The sequence below is a fragment of the Paenibacillus sp. FSL R5-0636 genome (assembly GCF_037974255.1).
GTDB classification, from domain to species: Bacteria; Bacillota; Bacilli; order Paenibacillales; family Paenibacillaceae; genus Paenibacillus_AQ; species Paenibacillus_AQ odorifer.
In genome coordinates, this window is the sequence record NZ_CP150232.1 from 273,191 (window position 1) to 293,236 (window position 20,046).

Sequence of the window (20,046 nt, forward strand, 5' to 3'; positions counted from 1 at the left end):
AGTATGTCCTAAGCATTCACCATTCATGAATAAGGATGAATCTATTATAACGCTTGCAAGGTTTGCCGTGGGCAGTTTTTCCATAAAATGATTCTAAAAGATTAGCTATTGAAAAGTTCAAAATGGTGTGCTAATATTTCAATTGAAAACGTTACCGATAAGGATACCGATAAGGATACCAAAAAGTAGGCTGGGGATTACTTAAGCAAATGAAAACGCTGACATAATTTTCACTGAGAGCATCGGAACGTCTTCATGCGAAGTAATCTAATAAAAAGTACGAGGGGGAAGAAGAATGAAGAATATCAAAAAATATTTAGGGCTCATGTTAGTAATGTCTATGGTTGTTGTCTTAGCGGCAGGATGTGGGAATAAAGAAAATAATTCTGCATCCAATGATGGAAACGCTACATCTGGTAAAAAAGGGTCAGTTTATTTCTTGAACTTCAAACCTGAGATTGCAGAAATATATGAAAAGATCGCTAAGGATTACGAAGCAGAAACAGGAGTTAAGGTAAAAGTCGTAACGGCTGCTGCGGGTACTTACGAAACTAAATTGAAATCCGAAATCTCCAAGTCTGAAGCGCCAACTATTTTCCAAATTAACGGACCTGTTGGTTTTCAATCCTGGAAAGATTACACCTTGGATTTGAAAGATACTAAGCTTTACAGCTATCTGTCCGACAAAAGCTTGGCTGTAACTGAAGGTGAAGGCGTGTATGGTATCCCTTACGTAGTTGAAGGATACGGCATCATCTACAACGACGCAATTATGAAGAAATACTTCGCTTTGGCTGATAAAGCGGTATCGATCTCCACCACAACTGAGATCAATAACTTCGATACTTTGAAGGCAGTAGTAGAAGATATGACGGCTAAAAAAGACCAACTGGGCATTAAAGGTGTATTCGCCTCCACTTCCCTCGCTGCTGGCGAGCAATGGAGATGGCAGACTCACCTTGCAAACTTGCCGCTGTACTATGAATTCAAAGACAATACTGAGTTTGACAACACCGTTCTTGCGGGTCTAGCTTCTAAAGAAGTTGAATTCAAATACAACGATAAATTTAAAAATATTTTCGATCTGTACATCAAGAACTCTGTAACTAAAGAATCCTTGCTGGGTAGTAAATCCGTAGCTGACTCCATGGCTGAATTTGCACTAGGTAACGCAGCAATGGTTCAAAACGGTAACTGGGCTTGGTCACAAATCAACGATGTTGACGGTAACGTAGTTAAAGCTGAAGAAATCAAATTCTTGCCTGTTTACACCGGTATGGAAGGCGAAGAAAAACAAGGTCTGGCTGTAGGTACAGAAAACTATTTCGCAATCAACAGCAAAGTATCTGCTGAGAACCAACAAGCTTCTATCGCTTTCTTGGAATGGTTGTTCTCCAGTGAAAAAGGTAAAGCTTATGTAACTAACGATCTAGGTTTCATCGCTCCATTCAATACCTTTGAAGACAGCGAAAAACCAGCAGATCCACTTGCTAAAGAAGTATCTGCTTGGATGGAAAAAGATCTTACTTCTGTAGCTTGGACATTCGCAGCATTCCCAAGTGAAGAATTCAAAAACGTCTTTGGTGATGCCCTCTTGCAATACGCTCAAGGAAACAAAACTTGGGATGAAGTTGTAACCATCTTCAAGGACACTTGGAAGGCTGAAAAAGCAAAATAATAAATGCATGGAAAGATGCTTGAATAACTCTCAGTTGTCATACAGATAAAAGCTTAGTGCCACTGGGCTCCCTCGGGATTCAGTGGCACTAAGCAACAATTTGAGTGGATCTTGCTACGTTTCATCATTTTCCATACTGAGATAGGAGAAGACTCCATGGAAAAATCGATAAAAAAATATTTTGCTCTTTTTGCATTACCGACCATAATAGCCTTTGGAATTGCATTTGTGATCCCTTTTCTTTTGGGTATATATTTGTCTTTTACAGAGTTTACTACAGTCAATGATGCAACATGGATAGGGTTTGGCAATTACGCTAAAGCTTTTTCGAATCAAGAGTTTCTAAATGCATTAGGTTTCACCGTTAAATTCACAGTGTTATCTGTTCTTACTATTAATGTGTTCGCCTTCATCTTGGCGATGTTGTTAACTAGAAAGCTAAAAGGTACCAACGTATTTAGAACGATCTTCTTTATGCCTAACTTGATAGGCGGTATCGTATTAGGATACATCTGGCAGTTGATTTTTAATGGGATTTTGTACAAATTTGGTGTCACTTTGACCTCTGATGCAACGTATGGATTTTGGGGACTAATCGTTCTTATGAATTGGCAATTGATAGGGTACATGATGATTATCTATGTTGCAGGTATTCAGAATGTTCCTAAAGATATAGTAGAAGCCGCAAGAATTGATGGAGCTTCACGTTCTAAGATTTTGCGTAATGTGACTATTCCACTCGTAATGCCGTCCATTACTATTTGTTTATTCTTAACCTTATCCAATTCATTTAAATTGTTTGACCAGAACTTAGCATTAACCGCTGGTGCTCCGTCTAAGCAGACCTCCATGTTAGCACTGGACATCTACAATACATTCTACGGAAAATCAGGATGGGAAGGTGTCGGTCAAGCGAAAGCCGTCGTATTCTTTGCTTTAGTAGCCTTAATCGCCTTAATACAACTTGTCATTACTAGAAGAAAGGAGGTTGAGAACTAATGCAAAAGACTAGAGCAAAAGATTACTCCATATTCACCATTTTGTTGGTCTTGGCCATTGCGTTCTTATCTCCTATTTTTATTGTTCTGATGAACTCCTTCAAGGGTAAGTTCTACATTAGTGATACGCCGTTCTTATTCCCTAATGAGACTACATTTGTTGGTTTAAAGAACTATACTAGTGGTGTAGCAAAGATTGATTTTTTCAGTGCCTTCGGAATGTCCTTGTTTATCACGGTATGCTCGGTGGCTGTGATCGTGTTATTTACTTCCATGACTGCATGGTACATTACCCGGGTGAAGTCCAAATTCACAGGTATGATGTATTATGCGTTTGTATTCTCGATGATCGTGCCTTTCCAAATGGTTATGTTCACAATGACTAAGACTGCAAACGTGCTGCATCTCGACAATCCGATTGGGATTATCTTAATCTATTTAGGGTTTGGATCAGGGCTGTCTGTGTTTATGTTTAGCGGATTTGTGAAGTCTATCCCGCTTGAAGTTGAAGAAGCGGTAATGATTGATGGCTGTAATCCACCTCAGGCCTTCTTTAAAGTGGTATTGCCCATCCTGAAACCTATTGCTGTAACTGTAGCTATCCTTAATGTAATGTGGGTATGGAACGACTTCCTATTGCCAGACCTGCTGATTGGTACAGAGTATAAAACGATTCCTATTGCGATCCAGTACCTAAAAGGTGGATACGGATCGATTGACATGGGAGCTATGATGGCGATGCTGGTCTTAGCTATTGTGCCAATCATCATTTTCTACCTGACTTGTCAAAAGTACATCATCGAAGGTGTCGTTGCAGGTGCGGTTAAGGGTTAAGCTTGATCTACCTCGTTAAATAAATTAATATTCATGTAAGAAGCGAGTAGGGTGTTTTTCTTGATGGGTGACCATCAGGAATCCCCTGCTTTCTTATTTTGACTATGAAGTTGAATAAGGATTAAGGAGTTTGATAGATACTAACAAGTAAAGGATAGATAGAAATGGAGAGACTGACTATTATAGACATCGCCAAATTATGCGGTGTTGGCGTGACTACTGTATCAAGGGCTATTAACAATCATCCGGATATTAATGAAGAAACAAAAGCGATGGTTATGAGGGTTATCAAAGAAAATCATTATGTTCCGAACAACAGTGCAAGAAATTTAAAACGTTCTGATTCGAAAACGATTGCAGTATTGATTAAAGGGATATCCAATCCATTTTTTAGCCCGATGATCAAAGTGTTCGAAAAAGAGATTCAACGCAAGAAATACTCCTTCATCCTACAACGAGTTGATGAGAATCAAGATGAGATCGAAGTGGCGATTGAGCTGGAGAAAGAAAAACGGTTGAAGGGAATTGTCTTCTTAGGGGGGTTATTCTCACACTCTCAAGAGAAATTACAGCAATTAACGGTTCCATTTGTCCTTAGTACGATTGGGATGACGGAAGAGTTTGATTTGAGCGACTATTCCTCTGTATCTGTAGATGACTTTAATGAGAGTTATAAAATTGTCGACTATCTATGTAATCTAGGGCATGAGAAAATCGCGGTCATTACTGCACCAGAAGAAGATGTAAGTATCGGTAAGTTGAGATATGAAGGGTATAAAAAGGCTTTAGCTGATCATGGAATCGCTTATAATGAACGGCTAGTGCGGCGGATGAAAGAAGATATCGACAGTTACAGTATGGAAAATGGGTATGCGGTTACAAAAGAATTGCTAGAGTTAGGAGAAGAGTTCAGCGCTATTTTCACCTTATCAGATAGTATGGCTATCGGCGCCTGTAAGGCGATATTTGAAGCGGGCAAGCGAGTCCCGGAAGATTACTCGGTTGCTGGTTATGACGGATTGGATATTTCCTTCTATTATAATCCTTCTATTACTACCATCAAACAGCCGGTAGTAGAGATTGCGGAAGCGACGATTAAGATTCTTTTTGATCTCATCAATAAGAAGGTTAATCATGCGCATCAGATTTTCCCGGCAGAATTAATAGTTAGAGAATCTACGAGGTCTTTATTGTAGTTTCAACAAGTGAGTATGTTTAAGTTTATTTACGAATCGGGGTGGGGAGATAGAACCGCAAGAGATTAAACCTAACGATATCAACAGCATCACACGGTTTCTCACCGCATTTGGTGATCCTACTCGGATTCGGATTGTTACGTTATTAGGGAATAAAGGTCGGCTGAATGTTGGGGAAATTGCAGGGGAATTCGAAATAAGCAGGCCAGCGATTTCACATCATCTCAAAATCCTACGGGATGCCCGCATTGTTGACCATAAAAAGAGAGGCCAGGAAGTTTATTACTGGCTGGCGCGTGAACGGCTAGCAACAAACTTTAGGGCGCTTGCTGATTTGGCAACGTCGTTTAATCATGGGGACTAAGCCATCTCAAGGGAATGGTTCAGTCCCATTTTAGGATAACCAGGCATTTACCATATCCGAGACGGGTTTATAGATAAATATCATCCATCCCAGTGGGTTAGAGAACGAAATATGTAACGCATTAATAAGACTGAAGAAAGTTCCCAGCAACAGAAGAAATGAGAAAATCCATATCTCCTTGATTAATTTTTTCCTCCACATCAGGGGAACTTCAATGGCTGCTATAATGGCTACAACTATGAGAATCACTACTATACCCAATATTCACAACCTCCCAAACCATCTAGTTACCTGCGCTTAACAAAACCAAGTGTAGTAATAGGTTAACACTCGATACTCAAAGATTCCACCTACAGATATGCGCCTTGCGATGTTATACATGGTTTTGTTCACTCCAATTCATCACTTCGTCTCTTCTAGGAAAGAGTTAGTCACTTTCCCTAACAGGCGAATCTTAATATCCATCTTTACGCTTATTGGAAGGTTAACAAAGGTCTCATCCCAATTGTTTCGCAGTTTCTTCCACGCCTGCGGGTTAGAACGATGGATGATTTCGCCGAATCCAAAAATATCGCTTTTGTATTCATTCTGTACCTTTTTAATAGTAGTTTTAAATAAATTTTGGACTTTTTTATTGGCGATTTGTTCTAATTCGGTGATAGTTTTTGTGTCTGTCAGTTCTAGATTTCTACACTGAACCTCTCCTATATCTGATTCTATATGTTGCTCAATACTGACTTCTGGTTTGTCACTATGGATGCTGCCTTTCATTTTGGAACGGGCTTCAAATACATCAAGCGAAACCTTTTTACCTTCGGGACATTGGATATAGAAAACAGTGCTCTCAACTTTATTGGTTAAATAGTTATACACTTTTGATTCCTCAGGATTTAGCCAACCAATCAATTTGTCCTCCTTGAATACGGCCAATCCGGAGTATTTCAATTCTGTTGGAGAGTCTACCGTTTCAACATTATTCGGAGTTTCTCCTACATCTAGACTCCCCTCGATGACAACACCTGTTAAGACTGGATTCTTACCCCTACTCACAAGTTCTGTAATTAGTGTTCCTAATGTCACAGTAGATGTAGGTGCCCAATTTTTCTCCGAGCTTTCCAGACTGAAAAACAATCGCACGGCAGGAATCTTTTCAAGACTGGTTAATATTTTCAACGCATCTTCTGCCTTTGCATCCTTTGCTACCACTATAAAATAATCATTTCGCGTATCGGTATCTCTTGACATGAAATCAAGAACATCACTAATTCCCTCTTTAGCCAAATCCTCGCCAAGGACTAGGATTCGTAAATGAGAGATATAAATTTTACGTGGACTAACGGTTGTGATTTTCCTAAGGGCTTCATATACGGTATGCCCCGTCGCTTTGTAAAGGTTGACTGGTGCCTGAGGAGAGCCTCCCTTTGAGCCAGCGATTTGACTGGGTAAGACCACTTGTGCAGAAACTTGATATTGATCTCCAATTTTATCGATACCTATTCCTACAGCAATCGCAAGATCATTTAATTCTCGGCGGCTCCAGCAACCTGTTACAAATATTTGCATGAGAATAAGAACACAAATCAGAAGCGATCTTCGTTTCATGGTTTAATCCTCCGTTAGATCTTTCGGTATTCATGACTCCCAGCCCATCTTTAGCTTCTAGATTTTAAGCCTTTGCTCAGTGCCCTTCGAAACATCCCCAGACCTAACAACACCAAGGGTAGAAATAACCCGAAGGTTATAACATAGTACACCCAATAATTATCGAATACTTTGTTGTAATAGGTGTAATTTGGCGCAATAAGAGGTGCTAGTGTAACCAAAATTAATCCTGTGGGTAGAGTTAGCACTCGGTACTCTTTTAGTTTGAATAATTGAGACAACCCCAGAACGAAAGCATAGAAGTATAAGGTAACTTCTATAAACAAGGTTAACATCCAAAGTAGTGCTATCATGGCTTCCACCCGCTCGAAGAAACCACCAACGGATATGCGCCTTGCAATGTTATAACTGGGATAGATATCCCTGGTTGTCAGATCCGGACCCAGCACTAATATGGAAATAGTGATTGTCAGGAAGATAATAATACCGCCTAAGAAACAGCCCTGTAATAAGCCTTTGGTTATCTTTTGTTGTTGGTGTACATAAGGGAGAAACATTAGAAAAACAACCGGTTCTAAAAAGGTGTAAGCCGTAATGGAAATAGACCCTCTCACCACTGGTTTTATGCCATCCTCCAATATGGGCAGTAATCTGACAATCTCCATCTGAGGAATAATTGCGACCGTCAGAATCAGAAATAGGATAATAATCATAGGTGTAAAGATCTCTCCAGCTCGTCCTATGACTTCAATACCTAGTCGTGTAGCCATAATCACGATCACCATGAATAAGATTAAAACAGCCGGAATAGGGGTTCTCGGTAATATTTCGGATGTAACGAACTCACTGAGTTCTCGCATGCTTCCAACGGTGACGATAAGAAAATACATTAAGGTCAAAAGCGATAGAATAGTCCCAATCCATTTTCCAAAAGCCTTTTGAATCACTTCAATAAGCGTTAGTTTGGGGTACAACTTTGCGAACTTGCTGTACATATAGATGGCTAGTAAACCTACGATCATGCCAATTAATGCGGAAATCCAGGCATTTTGTCTGGCGTAGTGTGTAGTGGAAGGGGGGATTACGAGAATGGAGTCCCCGATCGTAAGGAACATAACCAGTATGGTAAGCTGGCGAGTACTTATTTTACCTTTTTCGAGCATGGTTTTGTTCACTCCAATTTATCACTTCATAGGTCAAGGTTTCAGGGGCTATTCCTCTGTGAGATCTCCCGGTTTTTCCGGTGGTGTGCTCTTTTCCCGAACGATATTTTTTTTATTGATTAGCTTAGGGCGGGTAAACATAGCCCAATGCGGCATTCGGAAAAAGGTGTCCTTTTGATCGGCGAGATTATAGGGAGCAAACGGGCTCAAATAAGGAACGCCAAAGGAACGTAAGCTGCACATGTGAAGAACTATCGCAATAACCCCGATGATGATTCCGAACAAACCAAAAGATGCAGCAAGGAACATCATCGGGAAACGGAGCATTCTGATGGTCAGGGCAAGATCGAAGGATGGCAGCACAAAGCTGGAGATAGCAGTAATAGCGACGACAATAAGCATGGCAGCAGAAACAATGCCGGCATCAACTGCCGCAGTCCCAATCACCAGGGTGCCTACAATGGATACAGATTGGGCTATGGTTTGAGGCATTCGTACACTCGCTTCCCTTATAATCTCGAAGGCAAGCTCCATTAAGAGTGCTTCAATAAATGCTGGAAGCGGTACGCCCTCCCGTTGTGCAGCTAGACTGATCAGCAGGGTTGTGGGCAGCATCTCCTGATGAAAGGTAGTAATAGCTACATACAAAGATGGGGCTAGTAGTGAAATAAAAATACTGAAGTATCTAAGCATCCGTACTAAGGTGCTGACATCGGCACGTTGATAATAATCTTCCGCTGTCTGCATGAAGGAAACGAATAAGGTAGGGACCGTCATTACTATAGGAGTCCCATCTACTAATATGGCTACTTTTCCTTCCATAAGAGCAGCAGCTATAACGTCAGGACGTTCCGTATGATGGATGGTTGGAAATGGGGTATAGGTTTCATCCTCGATTAATTCTTCGATATAGCCACTTTCCAGGATACCGTCAATGTCGATCCGATCTAAACGTGAGTGTACTTCTTGCAGAATCTCATCACTAACAATGCCATTGATGTACATGAGGGCTACGTCTGTCTGTGTTACACGTCCAATTTGCTGTGTTTCTAACCAAAGATTGGGGTCTTTTATTTTCCGCCGGATTAATGCGGTATTCGTGCGTAAGCTTTCTGTGAAGGCTTCCTTTGGTCCACGAATCACCGTTTCAGTGGCACTTTCCGTTACGCCACGGTCTTTCCAGTCACGCATGCCTATGGTGAACCCTTTGGTATATCCATTGAGTAAGAGGATCACATCTCCGGATAATAGAGAGGTGAATAAAGAATTGAACTCCGTCGCATCTTTAATATCCCCTACAGTGAGCATGTGATCTTTTAATAATTGATAGTTGGCTGTTTGTGTATCAAGACTTGGATCTGGAAGTTCTAAGATTAGTGATTCCAGAATGAAATCCTGAATAGCTTTACTATCCGCCAATCCATCTGTATAGAAAATAGCTGCTTTAATCTGGTGTTTGGAACCAATAAAGAATTCTCTAATCACAAGATCTGTACTATTGCCGAGTTGTTTTTATATATTGAATATTATCTTGAAGTTTTTCTTTAATAGGTTCCTTAGGTAATTCTTTAGTGGGGTTGGGGTGCCCTAATGAAGGGTTCTTAAAAACTTTTGTTATTGTTCTGTTCAGAAATCCCATAGTTGTTATCCCTCTTCCGCTGGTGCTGTAAATATAGCTATTACCATAATGAGGTGGGATTATTCTGAACCATAGATGGGTTCATACACACCAAAAAAGCCGCAGAGAGATTCTCTGCAGCTAGCTAGAAGCGCTTAATTAAGACTTTAAGACGTCCAATCGTTATATAAATGCTTCTCCGTTAGGATGGACAACAACTGAATACCAACCTCATTATGGCCACCTTCAGGGATGATCAGGTCAGCGTATTTTTTGGATGGTTCGATAAACGCTTCATGCATAGGTTTAACTGTACTCAAATATTGATGATGGATCGACTGGATGCTCCGTCCACGTTCTTCAATATCTCTAAGGACCCGGCGGAGAATACGCACATCAGGATCGGCATCCACGAATACCTTGATGTCGAGCATTTCACGGAGATTCTCGTCAGAAAGGACGTGGAGTCCCTCAATGATTACAATATTGTTTGGCTTCAGTTCTACCGTCTCTGTAGTGGAGCGGGCATGGACTGTAAAGTCATACACGGGAGCGAATGCGGTCTGTTCTTCACGCAGAGATTTAAGATGCTCAATGAGCAGCTCGTTATCGAAAGCGAAAGGATGATCGTAATTAATGGATTCACGTTCAGCAAAGCTGAGATGTGAGTGATCCTTATAGTAGTTATCTTGAGATATGAAAGTTACCTTTCCCGTTCCAAGACGGTCAATGACGGAGCGGGCTACGGTTGTTTTTCCCGAGCCGGTGCCGCCGGCGATACCAATAATGAGCATGTGATTCAATAACCCTCCCTAAGATTGCCGTTGCAATTCCAATATTGTAGCACAGCGCTCATGTTTTTTCACCTTAGATCGGGTAAAATTAAGATGGGATTTTTGGAAATTCGTCTATATTAGGGACAAGGTAAATCCGGAAGGGGTTATTCAACGAATGAACGGAAAAAAATCAGTACAAGAGGCTTTTAATGAAACGGCCTATCAAATCGCAGGGAATGGGAATAGAGATGTGCAAGTGTTGAAGGAAGCCTTGGCAGCCGTAGAGAACAGTACGGCATCTGATATCTATGGAACGGGCGAAGTGATTGAAGATTTCCAGACGAAAATGGCGAATATCCTGGGCAAAGAAACCGCGGTTTTCTTTCCGAGCGGAACGATGGCGCAGCAAATCGCTTTAAGAATCTGGTGCGATGAAAAAGAGGTGAAAAAAGTAGCCTATCATCCCTTATGCCACTTGGAGATCCATGAGCAGGATGGCATGAAGGAATTACATCATATTGAGCCTATCTTGCTTGCGGATAAGGACCGATTAATCACTTTGGAGGATGTGGTGAATCTAAAGGAGGATATCGCTTGTCTGTTGCTGGAATTACCCCAGCGCGAGATTGGTGGTCAGCTGCCAGAGTACACGGAGCTTGAAGCTATTTCTGCTCATTGCCGGGCACGCGGCATTAAATTGCATTTGGATGGGGCGAGATTATTTGAGATTCTTCCGTATTACGGGAAGTCAGCAGCTGAAATCTCTGCACTCTTTGATAGTGTGTATATATCCTTTTATAAAGGAATTGGAGGAATCGCTGGGGCAATTCTTGCAGGCAGCGAAGACTTTACGAAGCAATCAAAGATATGGAAACGGCGGCATGGTGGAGACTTAATCAGCTTATATCCGTACATCATTTCTTCTGATTATTTTTTCCGGCAAAGAGAGGGCAGGATGCAGCAGTATTATGAAGGCGCGAAGGAGCTTGCTGCTTGGGTTAATCAATGTCACGACGTAACCACTCTGCCCGCTCAACCTGTCTCCAATATGTTTCACATGCATTTTCACATGTCTAAGGAACAAATTGAACCGATTCTGTCAGCGGTGTATGAGGCGACAGGAATCGGTTTAAGCGCGGGAATAAGAGCTACCGGGGAACATACTTCTTATTGTGAGATCAGCATTGGAGACAAGTATGCCGACATCCCAAAAGAAAAGCTTAGAGAGTTTTTTCTGCTGCTCGATAAGCTAATGAGCGAATCATCTGCCGAGTAACGTACGGAGTAAGGAGATTCGTAATAATTGTTTTTTAATAAGCTTCATGCGAAACTCATTTTTTAATTGATTGTAGATCAGCGGGCAATGGTTAAGCGCCCAATGGTACATGAATTTAAAGTCTGTAGCATCTTTTGCAGAATTTAATAAATAGTATGAGATCGTATCGTAAGCATTATGGTTGAACCATTCCGTCATTTCCTGTGCGTTATATCCATATTTCTGCACGGCCATATTCTTAATGAGTTTCTTTTCTTCCAGATTCTCAATTAAGAATCCCTGGCTCAGATTAAAGGTGATATTGTTCCCGTGTATTCTGTACACGCCGGCAATCACATCAATGAAGCCCGCATCACCTACCAGCAGGGAACGCAAATAGATGGAAGCATCGTTGACCATATTCATATCTAGGATATCCATAGCCATTAAGGCCTCTCGTTTAAAGACAGTAGTTAAAGTAGAGGCGGGTTTTGGATATCCTTTTTTCTCAAAATTCATGAAATAATCGCGTTTCTTAATAATGCTGCTAAGCTGCAGATTGGAGATTTTTAGTTGTTTGGCTTTGGAATACTCCAGGAACACATTCGCAGCTACAAATGAAATTTCGGGATGAAGGAGATGGAAGCGGACCGCTTTACTGAAATAATTCATGTCGATCAGATAATCATCATCATCGAGAAAAAGAACATATTCCCCATCACCATGTGCAGCGAAAGCTTTTCGGCGATTATTTCCAGGTCCGCTATTGGTAGCATTGCGCATGTAAATGACCCGTGGCTCCGCCCCAAAGTGTTGCTGCATTAACTCTTCCGTGCCATCTGTAGAACAATCATCAATCACTGTAATCTCTTTATTGGGATAGTCCTGCATTAAGATACTTTGGATCGCTTGGTATAGGAATGCTTTTCTATTATAGGTAGTGATAATGACACTGATCTTGGGGGAATCGGCTAAGGCCTGGACCGTTGGATAGGAAATTTCCGTATCCGAAATGCGGCTTTCCATTTTAACCAACCCCTGAATTAAACCTGCGATATCGCTGGCAACAATGCTGAATTGTTCAGATAAATAGAATTTCAAGGTATCCTCTGAAGCCCTCCCCGTGAGATAAGCATGAATAACCTCAGATAAGGTTTCCAGATAAGGTTTGATTTGTACATTTTGTTCTTGATCTATGATCTGGCGGCATCTTTGCAATAGTTCTGTATCATCTATTTGGATGGTGGGTGAATGGTTTATTTCATCATTTAGGTCATTTAAAAAGACGTAACAGGCTTGCTGTAAAACCTCGCTATGATCCATTTCCAGTCCTCCTGTTGTGTTATTTGGATAAACCACTTACCTCAGGCTGAGCGTTAATTTTATTTTTGAGTTTATATCGATACTTTTTGAGATGTTCCCATGTATAAAGGAAGACTTCCCGTTCCATTAAAGAGCCGATTACGAAATATACAGGCAAGATCACAAATCCTAGAAGTACACCCCAGATCATAAGCCCCAGATAGGAATGGATCGGGATGTCGATGGCGGTGATGATTAGAATAATGCCTACAAAAACTACTGCATTCGTGAGCCATCTTCTAAAAGTGACCCAAGGACTGCGGTCCAGTAAATGTTTGCTGGCATAGATTACAATATCTATGGAGCGGTATAAGAGGGCAGCTATCGTTCCCATTAGTACACCGTAAATTCCCATGAAGATTACGAAGACAATAGAAGCCACCAGATTAATGGCGGATTCCAGAATGGAACGGTTTTGTGTTTTTTTGAAATGTCCAGCGATGGTAATCACATTATTGGAAGACGTTCTGGCATTGGTTAATAATTTGATGACTACGAACAGGACCGGCAGCCACATATCAATGTAATTCACGTCGTTTACCCCAGCCGTATACAATTTCATAAAGGGTAAAATCAAAATGTAAGCCACCGTTAGAATCGAGAAGATAAGCCCCATAAAATACACTTCGTAAGCATCATAAAATTTAATAAATGCTTCTTTGCTCTCATGGTAGCTTTGCCCGAGGGCAGCCTTCACACTTCCGTTTATGGTCTGGACGATATTATCCACGATCGTAAAAATCATATTGTACATAACATAGATACTGACGATTTTTAGATTCGTAAAGATGGTTAATATGAGTACGTCCGTATTTCTAAACACCAAGTAGGAGATTTCATGGACTAATACGGAATTCTTTTGACCAATGGCTTCATAGTCTGGTTTGAGATTCAGGTTGATCCACTTGTAATTCTTATTCATATAAATATAGAAAGCGATGATTTGAAGTAAAGTTAAGATAAAATAGGAAGCTTGAACCGCAATAATGTCCACACCTTGCAGTAATAACAGAATCCGGATCAGGCTGTTCATAATATTAGCTACAGTAACAATAGAAGTCTCTACATAGCTTTTTCCCTCCGCAGCGAGCAGGACCTTGAATTTCCCCTGAAAATAATAATTGATCGCTCCGCCCATCCCTGTAAGCAAAATAATGACCATAATCGATAATTTATCGATCTCAGAAGAGATCACCAGCGGGTACACGATGGCGAGTAGCAGTACGGCGAAGAAATAGTAAATGCCTGTTTTTTTATAATAGCTGGAGGTGGCAGCCAGAATAGAGTTGATATTGTTTTTATTATCCGAAGCTACCGGCTTATAAAGCGCTTGGATTGAGGCCGCCCCAACACCTGCTTCCAGCAGCGCCAAATAACTAATAATCTGCACAATCGAAGCGATCAACCCATTGGCCTCAGAGCCATAGTTGACCATTATCAGTCTGGGTATAAAAAAACCGAGGATGATCGTGATGAGTTGACTTCCCAGTCCAAAGGATAAGTTAAGAATGCTCCGCTTGGCTTTCATAACGAATCCCCCTTTCGTAAAGCGATAAATACGTATCTAGATGCTCGAAATGCCTTTCGGCTTGTTTTGCTTGCAGTGTGACATCCATAGAGCAGGTGATCATACTTTCAAAAATCTGTGCAGGCTGGACCTGTTCCAGCGTATTGAAATCGGCATACAGACCTGTGAACCCAACATCTTCCATTACGTTGATCATTTTTTTGCTGTAGGCTACGGGGAATACCGGTTTATTAAATACCCAGCCCAGAATCATTGCATGGAATCTTGAAGCCACAATAGATCTGGCATTAGCTAACACGGACAATACTTCTTCCATGTTCGTTTTATATAAATGCACTTGCATAGCATCCTTGTAAGAGGGACCCATAAGATGCTGAATCTCTTCAATTGCCAGTTGATCGCCTTCGTGTTCGCAAAATGACATGAAATGAACCGCGTAACCTTTTTCAATGAAATAAATTGCGAGTTCTTTCATTTTTTCATAATAGAGGTTGTCAAAACCGTTCAGACCTTTCGCAGAAGGTTTAATAACGGATAAGACGATGTAATCCTCCGGTTCGTTTGGAATATCTGGCGGGTCTAGCTGAAAAATAATATCTGGGGCTAAGCGGACATTATCCAGATCCTTAAATAAATCATAAGAGTACTGTTCTCTGAAACATATATCTGTATAATCCTTGAAAATCCGCTTGTGCTCATCATAGTATTCTTGATTTGTAAAAGGGCCAAAATTAGATCCTAACAGATAGTAAGGCTTATTTTGATTACGAATGACTTCTGCATTCTTGAAATGCTCTGCCCAGTGGTCTGCCTCCATGAAAATCGAGCCGCCGATATGAACGACGCCATCTGAGTGATCTGCCAGATATTTGTGAGCCACATTATGTATCTTTAGCTTCCTGCAAATATAGCCAATGCCTCTTAGAAGAAGGGAATCGGAAGGATACACTTTGAGGTTAGGGATCTCTTTGAAACATAGTTTATAGAGGCGTGGTGCGCAAATTCTGAATCTGGTATCCGGATATCTTTCGCATAGCACCTTAATGAATAGATCATCGCCCAGATTAAATTCAGTATAGGCGTATATCAGCATTTTTTTCATATTCTAGATTCCTTTCGGGTTCCGTTCCCTTTAAGTAGGTTTCGCTTGAACCTGGATAAGCTTCTCTCCACAGAGATGAATCTGTGATATAGAAGCGGGGAGATTAAAAATGTTCTGATATAAAGGGTTAATCTGCGATTATCTCCTCTATAACGTCTTATGAGTTCATCCATTTCTTGATTGAGCTTGGGATAGGTATGGTTGATGTCACGAAGTAATTCCTGAATGCTTACCCCTTCCGTACCATTTAGACAGGTTTTGAGGTTGAAAAAGTAGTTCTCAATCAGCTCCCGGTTCATTAACAATGGGGAGATCGTATCTAGTTCAGCAAAGGGATAGGTTTTGAAATATTCATCCACCCTTTTAAAAGCATCCACTACATCAAATTTATTCACGTTATAGCTGTTGGAGATGGAGGAGTTTCTCTGTAAATAAAATGATAGTATATCCGGGATTGAGATGACTCTGGCCGCTCTGGACAAGGCTTTGTAGATGAACTCTTGATCCTCTCCATTCACACAGCGTTCTGTATAACCTAGCTCGTGGAGAAGTAGGAATTCTCGCTTATAAGCGATACTCCCTGTCCATATTCGCAAGCTCTTGTTCACGAAAATCCGCGCCAGTGCTTCACTTCCCGTCACGTCGCTGAAATCAGAGGTACAGCTCAATAGAGTTTCTCTGCCTTCGGAGACATGATTATAACCCCAGCAAATAATCTCGGGTTGTTCATCTTGGGTATAAGACTGAAGGGTTGAGACCAAGTCTGCGGAGACATAATCGTCTCCATCTACAAAAAGAACATAATTACCTGTGGCTTCAGCTAAACCCCTATTTCTAGCCGCGCTTACTCCATGATTCTCCGTTCGAATGACTTTACAGAAAAGGCCGGGATTACGCGAAAGAATCTTTTCTATAACGTTGTAAGTGTTATCCGTAGAACCATCATCTACGATGATGACCTCGAAATGCGGATCGCTTTGGTCAAGGAGTGAATTGAATATAGGGGTTATATACTGCTCTATATTGTATACCGGGATCACAAGGCTTAGATTCATGGGCTCGCTCCTTTCCTGTGTAAAACGGGATGATAAGCTATCTTAAGCTTACCCCTCGTATGAAAAGATTGTATATACTACTTTAGTTTACTTATTGCTGGCTCTACTCGTTGTAGCATCATGTGAATAATAATTATTACAATATGTAAAATGAAAATATTATGGTTTGGTTTAACATAGATAGAAAGCCAACAAAACGTTCGAAGCGGAGGGATCTGGGATGCAGCTGCAAAAAATATTCGTGAACGGTGAGAGACTGAAGAATACAATCGAGGCATTTGCCGATTATGGGCGTACAGATAAAAATGGCGTGACCCGATTATCGCTGGCCGAAGAGGATATTAAAGTTCGGGAGTATTTTCGTGCCTGTTGTGAAGAGCTCGGAATGTCTGTGAAGATGGATGATATGGGGACGATGTATGCCACATTGGCAGGCGAAACTTCCGGGCCTCCGATTGTGATTGGCTCGCATATGGATACTGTGAAAAAAGGGGGCAGATTCGATGGCGTCCTAGGGGTTATCGCGGGTCTAGAGGTTGTGCGGACGCTTGTAGATCACGGGATTAAGCCGAAGGTTCCGGTGACGATTATGAATTTTACGAATGAAGAGGGGGCACGTTTTGAGCCATCGATGATGGCCTCTGGTGTGCTATCCGGAAAGTTTGATAATAGTGTTATGTTGAACAAAAAGGATCCAGCGGGCATTAGCTTTGGTGAAGCGCTGGAGAAGAGTGGATATAAGGGAGAAATGAGCAATCGTATCACCGAAGCCACCGCTTATTTGGAGCTTCATATCGAGCAAGGGCCTGTTCTTGAAAAAGAGGAGCTGGCGATTGGGCTGGTTGACTGTGTAGTTGGTATGGCCTGTTACGAGATTGAGGTGACGGGAGAATCCGATCATGCGGGCACAACCCCCATGGCGATGCGCAAAGATGCTTTGTTTGCTGCCACAGACCTGATTATTGAGCTGCGGAGCAAGCTGGGGGCGCTCGATTCCGAGCTTGTGTATACCATGGGCAGAATGAATGTGCTTCCTAATATCCATACCGTCATTCCCAATAAAGTGATTTTCACTATTGAAGCCAGACATAAAGATATGGAGATTGTGCGTGAAGTGGAAGCCATTATTAACGGTTTGCCAGAGCAACTGCTGGGTTGTGAAGTAAGCAAAACTAAGCTTTGGGGCCGAGATACGGTGTGGTTTGATCAGAATGTGTGTGATTTGGTGGAGCAAGCGGCTCAAACCTTAGGTTATTCCAGTCGAAAGATCGCAAGTGGTGCAGGGCATGATGCACAGTTCGTAGCCAGCTTTCTGCCATCCGCAATGGTGTTCGTGCCTAGCGTGAATGGTAAAAGCCATTGTGAAGAGGAACTAACCTCTTATGAAGACTGCGAAAAAGGGGTAAATGTAGTGTTAGAAACAGTGATGTTGTTATTATCAAGATAGTCCATGTAACTTAATATAACATTATGCGATATGGTAGTCGCTTTAATTTCATACAAAATCGTCAAAAAGGCACTCTATAGGGTGTCTTTTTTTATGAGATAATAAAGATGGTTGTGTTGAGTACCAAAGTGGTTAAAGATTAATGGGCAGTTAAGTCAGATCCTTTGTGTAAAAACACAATCATGGTAGATAATATTTTAATTTTTTAACAAAATGGGAATGCTAATCATATGTTATCATTCTTTACATAAGGGATCTACATTAGATGGGAGAGATGAATGATGATTATCGGAGTACCTAAAGAAATTAAAAACAATGAAAATCGTGTTGCCATAACCCCTGCGGGTGTAGTTAGTTTAATTACTGAAGGTCATCAAGTGCTCGTAGAAGCTGGAGCCGGTGTTGGCAGCGGATTTCCTAACGAAGAGTATGTCTCTGCCGGAGCACAACTGATTGAGGATGCAGCAAAAGTCTGGAGCTCCGCTGAAATGGTGATGAAGGTAAAAGAACCATTGGCAACGGAGTACCCCTATTTCCGTCCAGGCCTTATTCTCTTTACGTATCTTCATCTTGCTCCAGAGCCTGCCTTGGCTGCTGCGCTTAAAGACAAAGGTGTCTTTGCGATCGGATATGAGACGGTTGTTCATGGACGCACCTTGCCGCTGTTAACACCGATGAGTGAAGTAGCTGGCCGGATGTCCGTCCAATTGGGAGCGCAGTTCCTGCAAAAGAACTACGGCGGACAAGGTATTCTTCTTTCCGGTGTTCCTGGCGTTAGCCGAGGTAAAGTGAGTATTATTGGCGGCGGTGTAGTAGGTACTAATGCAGCTAAAATGGCTATTGGCTTAGGTGCAGATGTTACGATAGTTGACCTCAGTGCGGAGAGACTACGTCAATTAGATGACATTTTTGGAGCACAGATCAATACGTTGATCTCTAACCCTTATAATATTGCGAAAGCAGTGGCTGAAGCCGATCTGCTGGTAGGTGCCGTGTTAATTCCGGGTGCCAAAGCACCGAAGCTGGTTACCGAAGAAATGGTCAAGACCATGAAGCCGGGATCGGTGATTGTCGACGTGGCCATTGACCAAGGTGGCATTGTAGAAACCATCGACAGAGTGACGACACATGATAATCCCGTGTTTGTGAAACACGGCGTGCTGCATTATTCCGTGGCTAATATGCCGGGCGCTGTTCCTAAGACCTCAACTATTGCCTTAACAAATGTTACAGTTCCATATGCCCTGCAAATTGCCAATAAAGGTGTGATCAAGGCGATTCAGGATAATGACGGCCTAAGAAGCGGCGTGAATGTAGCCAATGGCAGAATCACCTGCCAAGCTGTTGCCGAAGCGTTGGGTGAGACACCTTATTCGGTTGAGCAAGCCATGGAGCAGACATTCACATTGATCTAAAATAAACACGTTCCATAATGGAATGAGCCAAACAGCAAGCTCTCTGCGGGGAGCTTGCTGTTTGGCGTTTCTTGCGGAGGAGATCGGGTGGAAGTTTGTCAGTACGGTGTTAAAGTAAATAGATTGCGTTTCAGTGTGATTAGATACATTAGATGTTTGCTCGTGTGGTGTGATGGTGGAAAGATTACGTAGTGAAGTTGGCTAGATCAAGCTAATTTTGATTAGCTTTTTGCTTCTGCGACGGTGAAAGCTTTGATGAGAGATGTTTTAGGGAAATTCTCCCTAAAAAAACGCAAAAATAGCTTTAAAATGCTGTTATTAGGGAATTCCTCCCTAAAAAACGAGGAATACGCCTGTTTATACGCAAAACGGAAGAAAATCAGGGAGGATTTCCCCAATTATGATCGTGTGATGCTTAAAGTGCAGAATATTAGGGAGGATTTCCCTAATTATGATCGTGTGATGATTAAAACACAGAATTTCCGGGGGTTATTCCCTAAAAACCACTTATAACATTTGGTAAACACCAACAACTATTAAACCTTCCCAAACACCCCGACAAAACACCCCACAAAACTTCCCACACCACCCCAACAAAACCCCCACCAAACATCCCCGTCCCAAACACCTTCCTCAACTAGCCGATCTCGTCC

At 41.7% G+C, this 20,046-nt stretch carries 15 protein-coding genes and 1 pseudogene; 7 read left to right on the forward strand and 9 right to left on the reverse strand.

The genetic code is table 11. The features are described from left to right. Positions 1-295: 295 nt before the first annotated feature. The 4 genes from MKX34_RS01265 to MKX34_RS01280 all read left to right on the forward strand — a co-directional run bounded on the left by MKX34_RS01265 (position 296) and on the right by MKX34_RS01280 (position 4,706). On the forward strand, positions 296-1,678 hold the full coding sequence (locus MKX34_RS01265; protein WP_036687237.1) for an ABC transporter substrate-binding protein: 1,383 nt from the start codon (positions 296-298) through the stop codon (positions 1,676-1,678). A gap of 156 nt (positions 1,679-1,834) precedes the next feature. Then, complete coding sequence (locus MKX34_RS01270) at positions 1,835-2,677, forward strand: sugar ABC transporter permease (protein WP_036687240.1); 843 nt, start codon at positions 1,835-1,837, stop codon at positions 2,675-2,677. After that, positions 2,677-3,510 (forward strand): carbohydrate ABC transporter permease, encoded by an 834-nt coding sequence (locus tag MKX34_RS01275; RefSeq protein WP_036687243.1) that lies wholly within the window; start codon positions 2,677-2,679, stop codon positions 3,508-3,510. The genes MKX34_RS01270 and MKX34_RS01275 overlap by 1 nt, the downstream gene beginning before the upstream one ends. Positions 3,511-3,674: 164 nt before the next feature. After that, positions 3,675-4,706, forward strand: a complete 1,032-nt coding sequence (locus MKX34_RS01280; RefSeq protein ID WP_076107316.1) for a LacI family DNA-binding transcriptional regulator — start codon at positions 3,675-3,677, stop codon at positions 4,704-4,706. Positions 4,707-5,100: 394 nt separating this feature from the next. Here MKX34_RS01280 and MKX34_RS01285 read toward each other — a convergent pair whose 3' ends face one another. From MKX34_RS01285 to udk, 5 genes and pseudogenes are all read right to left on the reverse strand, one after another. Further along, the gene (locus MKX34_RS01285) at positions 5,101-5,331 is read right to left on the reverse strand and encodes a hypothetical protein (RefSeq protein ID WP_256717652.1); all 231 of its coding nucleotides are present in this window, start codon (positions 5,329-5,331) and stop codon (positions 5,101-5,103) included. Positions 5,332-5,472: 141 nt separating this feature from the next. Then, positions 5,473-6,672 carry a Ger(x)C family spore germination protein gene (locus MKX34_RS01290; protein WP_076107318.1) on the reverse strand — a complete coding sequence of 400 codons (1,200 nt, stop codon included), beginning with the start codon at positions 6,670-6,672 and terminating at the stop codon, positions 5,473-5,475. Between the two features lie 50 nt (positions 6,673-6,722). Beyond that, complete coding sequence (locus tag MKX34_RS01295; RefSeq protein WP_143763765.1) at positions 6,723-7,847, reverse strand: endospore germination permease; 1,125 nt, start codon at positions 7,845-7,847, stop codon at positions 6,723-6,725. Positions 7,848-7,883: 36 nt separating this feature from the next. Beyond that, positions 7,884-9,474 (reverse strand): annotated as a pseudogene (locus tag MKX34_RS01300) (spore germination protein). 146 nt (positions 9,475-9,620) lie between these two features. Next, positions 9,621-10,247, reverse strand: a complete 627-nt coding sequence (udk, locus tag MKX34_RS01305; protein WP_036687251.1) for a uridine kinase — start codon at positions 10,245-10,247, stop codon at positions 9,621-9,623. 157 nt (positions 10,248-10,404) lie between these two features. Between udk and MKX34_RS01310 the strand changes: the two genes are divergently transcribed. After that, on the forward strand, positions 10,405-11,505 hold the full coding sequence (locus MKX34_RS01310; protein WP_076297233.1) for a beta-eliminating lyase-related protein: 1,101 nt from the start codon (positions 10,405-10,407) through the stop codon (positions 11,503-11,505). On the opposite strand, the gene MKX34_RS01315 is transcribed toward MKX34_RS01310, so the two are convergent. From MKX34_RS01315 to MKX34_RS01330, 4 genes are read right to left on the reverse strand one after another with little or no spacing between them, the layout of a single operon-like run. Then, a complete protein-coding gene (locus MKX34_RS01315) occupies positions 11,491-12,807 on the reverse strand; it encodes a glycosyltransferase family A protein (protein ID WP_051491495.1) in 1,317 nt (438 codons plus the stop codon). The genes MKX34_RS01310 and MKX34_RS01315 overlap by 15 nt on opposite strands. A 19-nt stretch (positions 12,808-12,826) precedes the next feature. Next, complete coding sequence (locus tag MKX34_RS01320) at positions 12,827-14,374, reverse strand: sugar isomerase (protein ID WP_076297234.1); 1,548 nt, start codon at positions 14,372-14,374, stop codon at positions 12,827-12,829. Further along, entirely contained in the window at positions 14,349-15,476 is a 1,128-nt protein-coding gene (locus MKX34_RS01325; protein ID WP_076297235.1) for a polysaccharide pyruvyl transferase family protein, read from the reverse strand. Before MKX34_RS01325 ends, MKX34_RS01320 begins: the two co-directional genes overlap by 26 nt. Next, on the reverse strand, positions 15,473-16,531 hold the full coding sequence (locus MKX34_RS01330; RefSeq protein ID WP_076101136.1) for a glycosyltransferase family 2 protein: 1,059 nt from the start codon (positions 16,529-16,531) through the stop codon (positions 15,473-15,475). Before MKX34_RS01330 ends, MKX34_RS01325 begins: the two co-directional genes overlap by 4 nt. 220 nt (positions 16,532-16,751) lie before the next feature. Between MKX34_RS01330 and MKX34_RS01335 the strand changes: the two genes are divergently transcribed. Next, positions 16,752-17,978, forward strand: coding sequence for a Zn-dependent hydrolase (locus tag MKX34_RS01335; protein ID WP_076297236.1), 1,227 nt, complete (start codon positions 16,752-16,754; stop codon positions 17,976-17,978). A 281-nt stretch (positions 17,979-18,259) separates the two neighbouring features. Beyond that, the gene (gene ald / locus MKX34_RS01340) at positions 18,260-19,393 is read left to right on the forward strand and encodes an alanine dehydrogenase (protein ID WP_038568222.1); all 1,134 of its coding nucleotides are present in this window, start codon (positions 18,260-18,262) and stop codon (positions 19,391-19,393) included. Positions 19,394-20,046 lie beyond the last annotated feature (653 nt).

Bases quoted from the DNA above. Each gene is read 5' to 3' on its own strand.
- MKX34_RS01330 (WP_076101136.1), bottom strand. From the start codon at position 16,531: ATGAATCTAAGCCTTGTGATCCCGGTATACAATATAGAGCAGTATATA.
- MKX34_RS01320 (WP_076297234.1), bottom strand. From the start codon at position 14,374: ATGAAAGCCAAGCGGAGCATTCTTAACTTATCCTTTGGACTGGGAAGT.
- MKX34_RS01270 (WP_036687240.1), top strand. From the start codon at position 1,835: ATGGAAAAATCGATAAAAAAATATTTTGCTCTTTTTGCATTACCGACC.
- MKX34_RS01325 (WP_076297235.1), bottom strand. From the start codon at position 15,476: ATGAAAAAAATGCTGATATACGCCTATACTGAATTTAATCTGGGCGAT.
- MKX34_RS01265 (WP_036687237.1), top strand. From the start codon at position 296: ATGAAGAATATCAAAAAATATTTAGGGCTCATGTTAGTAATGTCTATG.
- MKX34_RS01315 (WP_051491495.1), bottom strand. From the start codon at position 12,807: ATGGATCATAGCGAGGTTTTACAGCAAGCCTGTTACGTCTTTTTAAAT.
- MKX34_RS01335 (WP_076297236.1), top strand. From the start codon at position 16,752: ATGCAGCTGCAAAAAATATTCGTGAACGGTGAGAGACTGAAGAATACA.
- MKX34_RS01280 (WP_076107316.1), top strand. From the start codon at position 3,675: ATGGAGAGACTGACTATTATAGACATCGCCAAATTATGCGGTGTTGGC.
- ald (WP_038568222.1), top strand. From the start codon at position 18,260: ATGATTATCGGAGTACCTAAAGAAATTAAAAACAATGAAAATCGTGTT.
- MKX34_RS01310 (WP_076297233.1), top strand. From the start codon at position 10,405: ATGAACGGAAAAAAATCAGTACAAGAGGCTTTTAATGAAACGGCCTAT.
- MKX34_RS01290 (WP_076107318.1), bottom strand. From the start codon at position 6,672: ATGAAACGAAGATCGCTTCTGATTTGTGTTCTTATTCTCATGCAAATA.
- udk (WP_036687251.1), bottom strand. From the start codon at position 10,247: ATGCTCATTATTGGTATCGCCGGCGGCACCGGCTCGGGAAAAACAACC.
- MKX34_RS01275 (WP_036687243.1), top strand. From the start codon at position 2,677: ATGCAAAAGACTAGAGCAAAAGATTACTCCATATTCACCATTTTGTTG.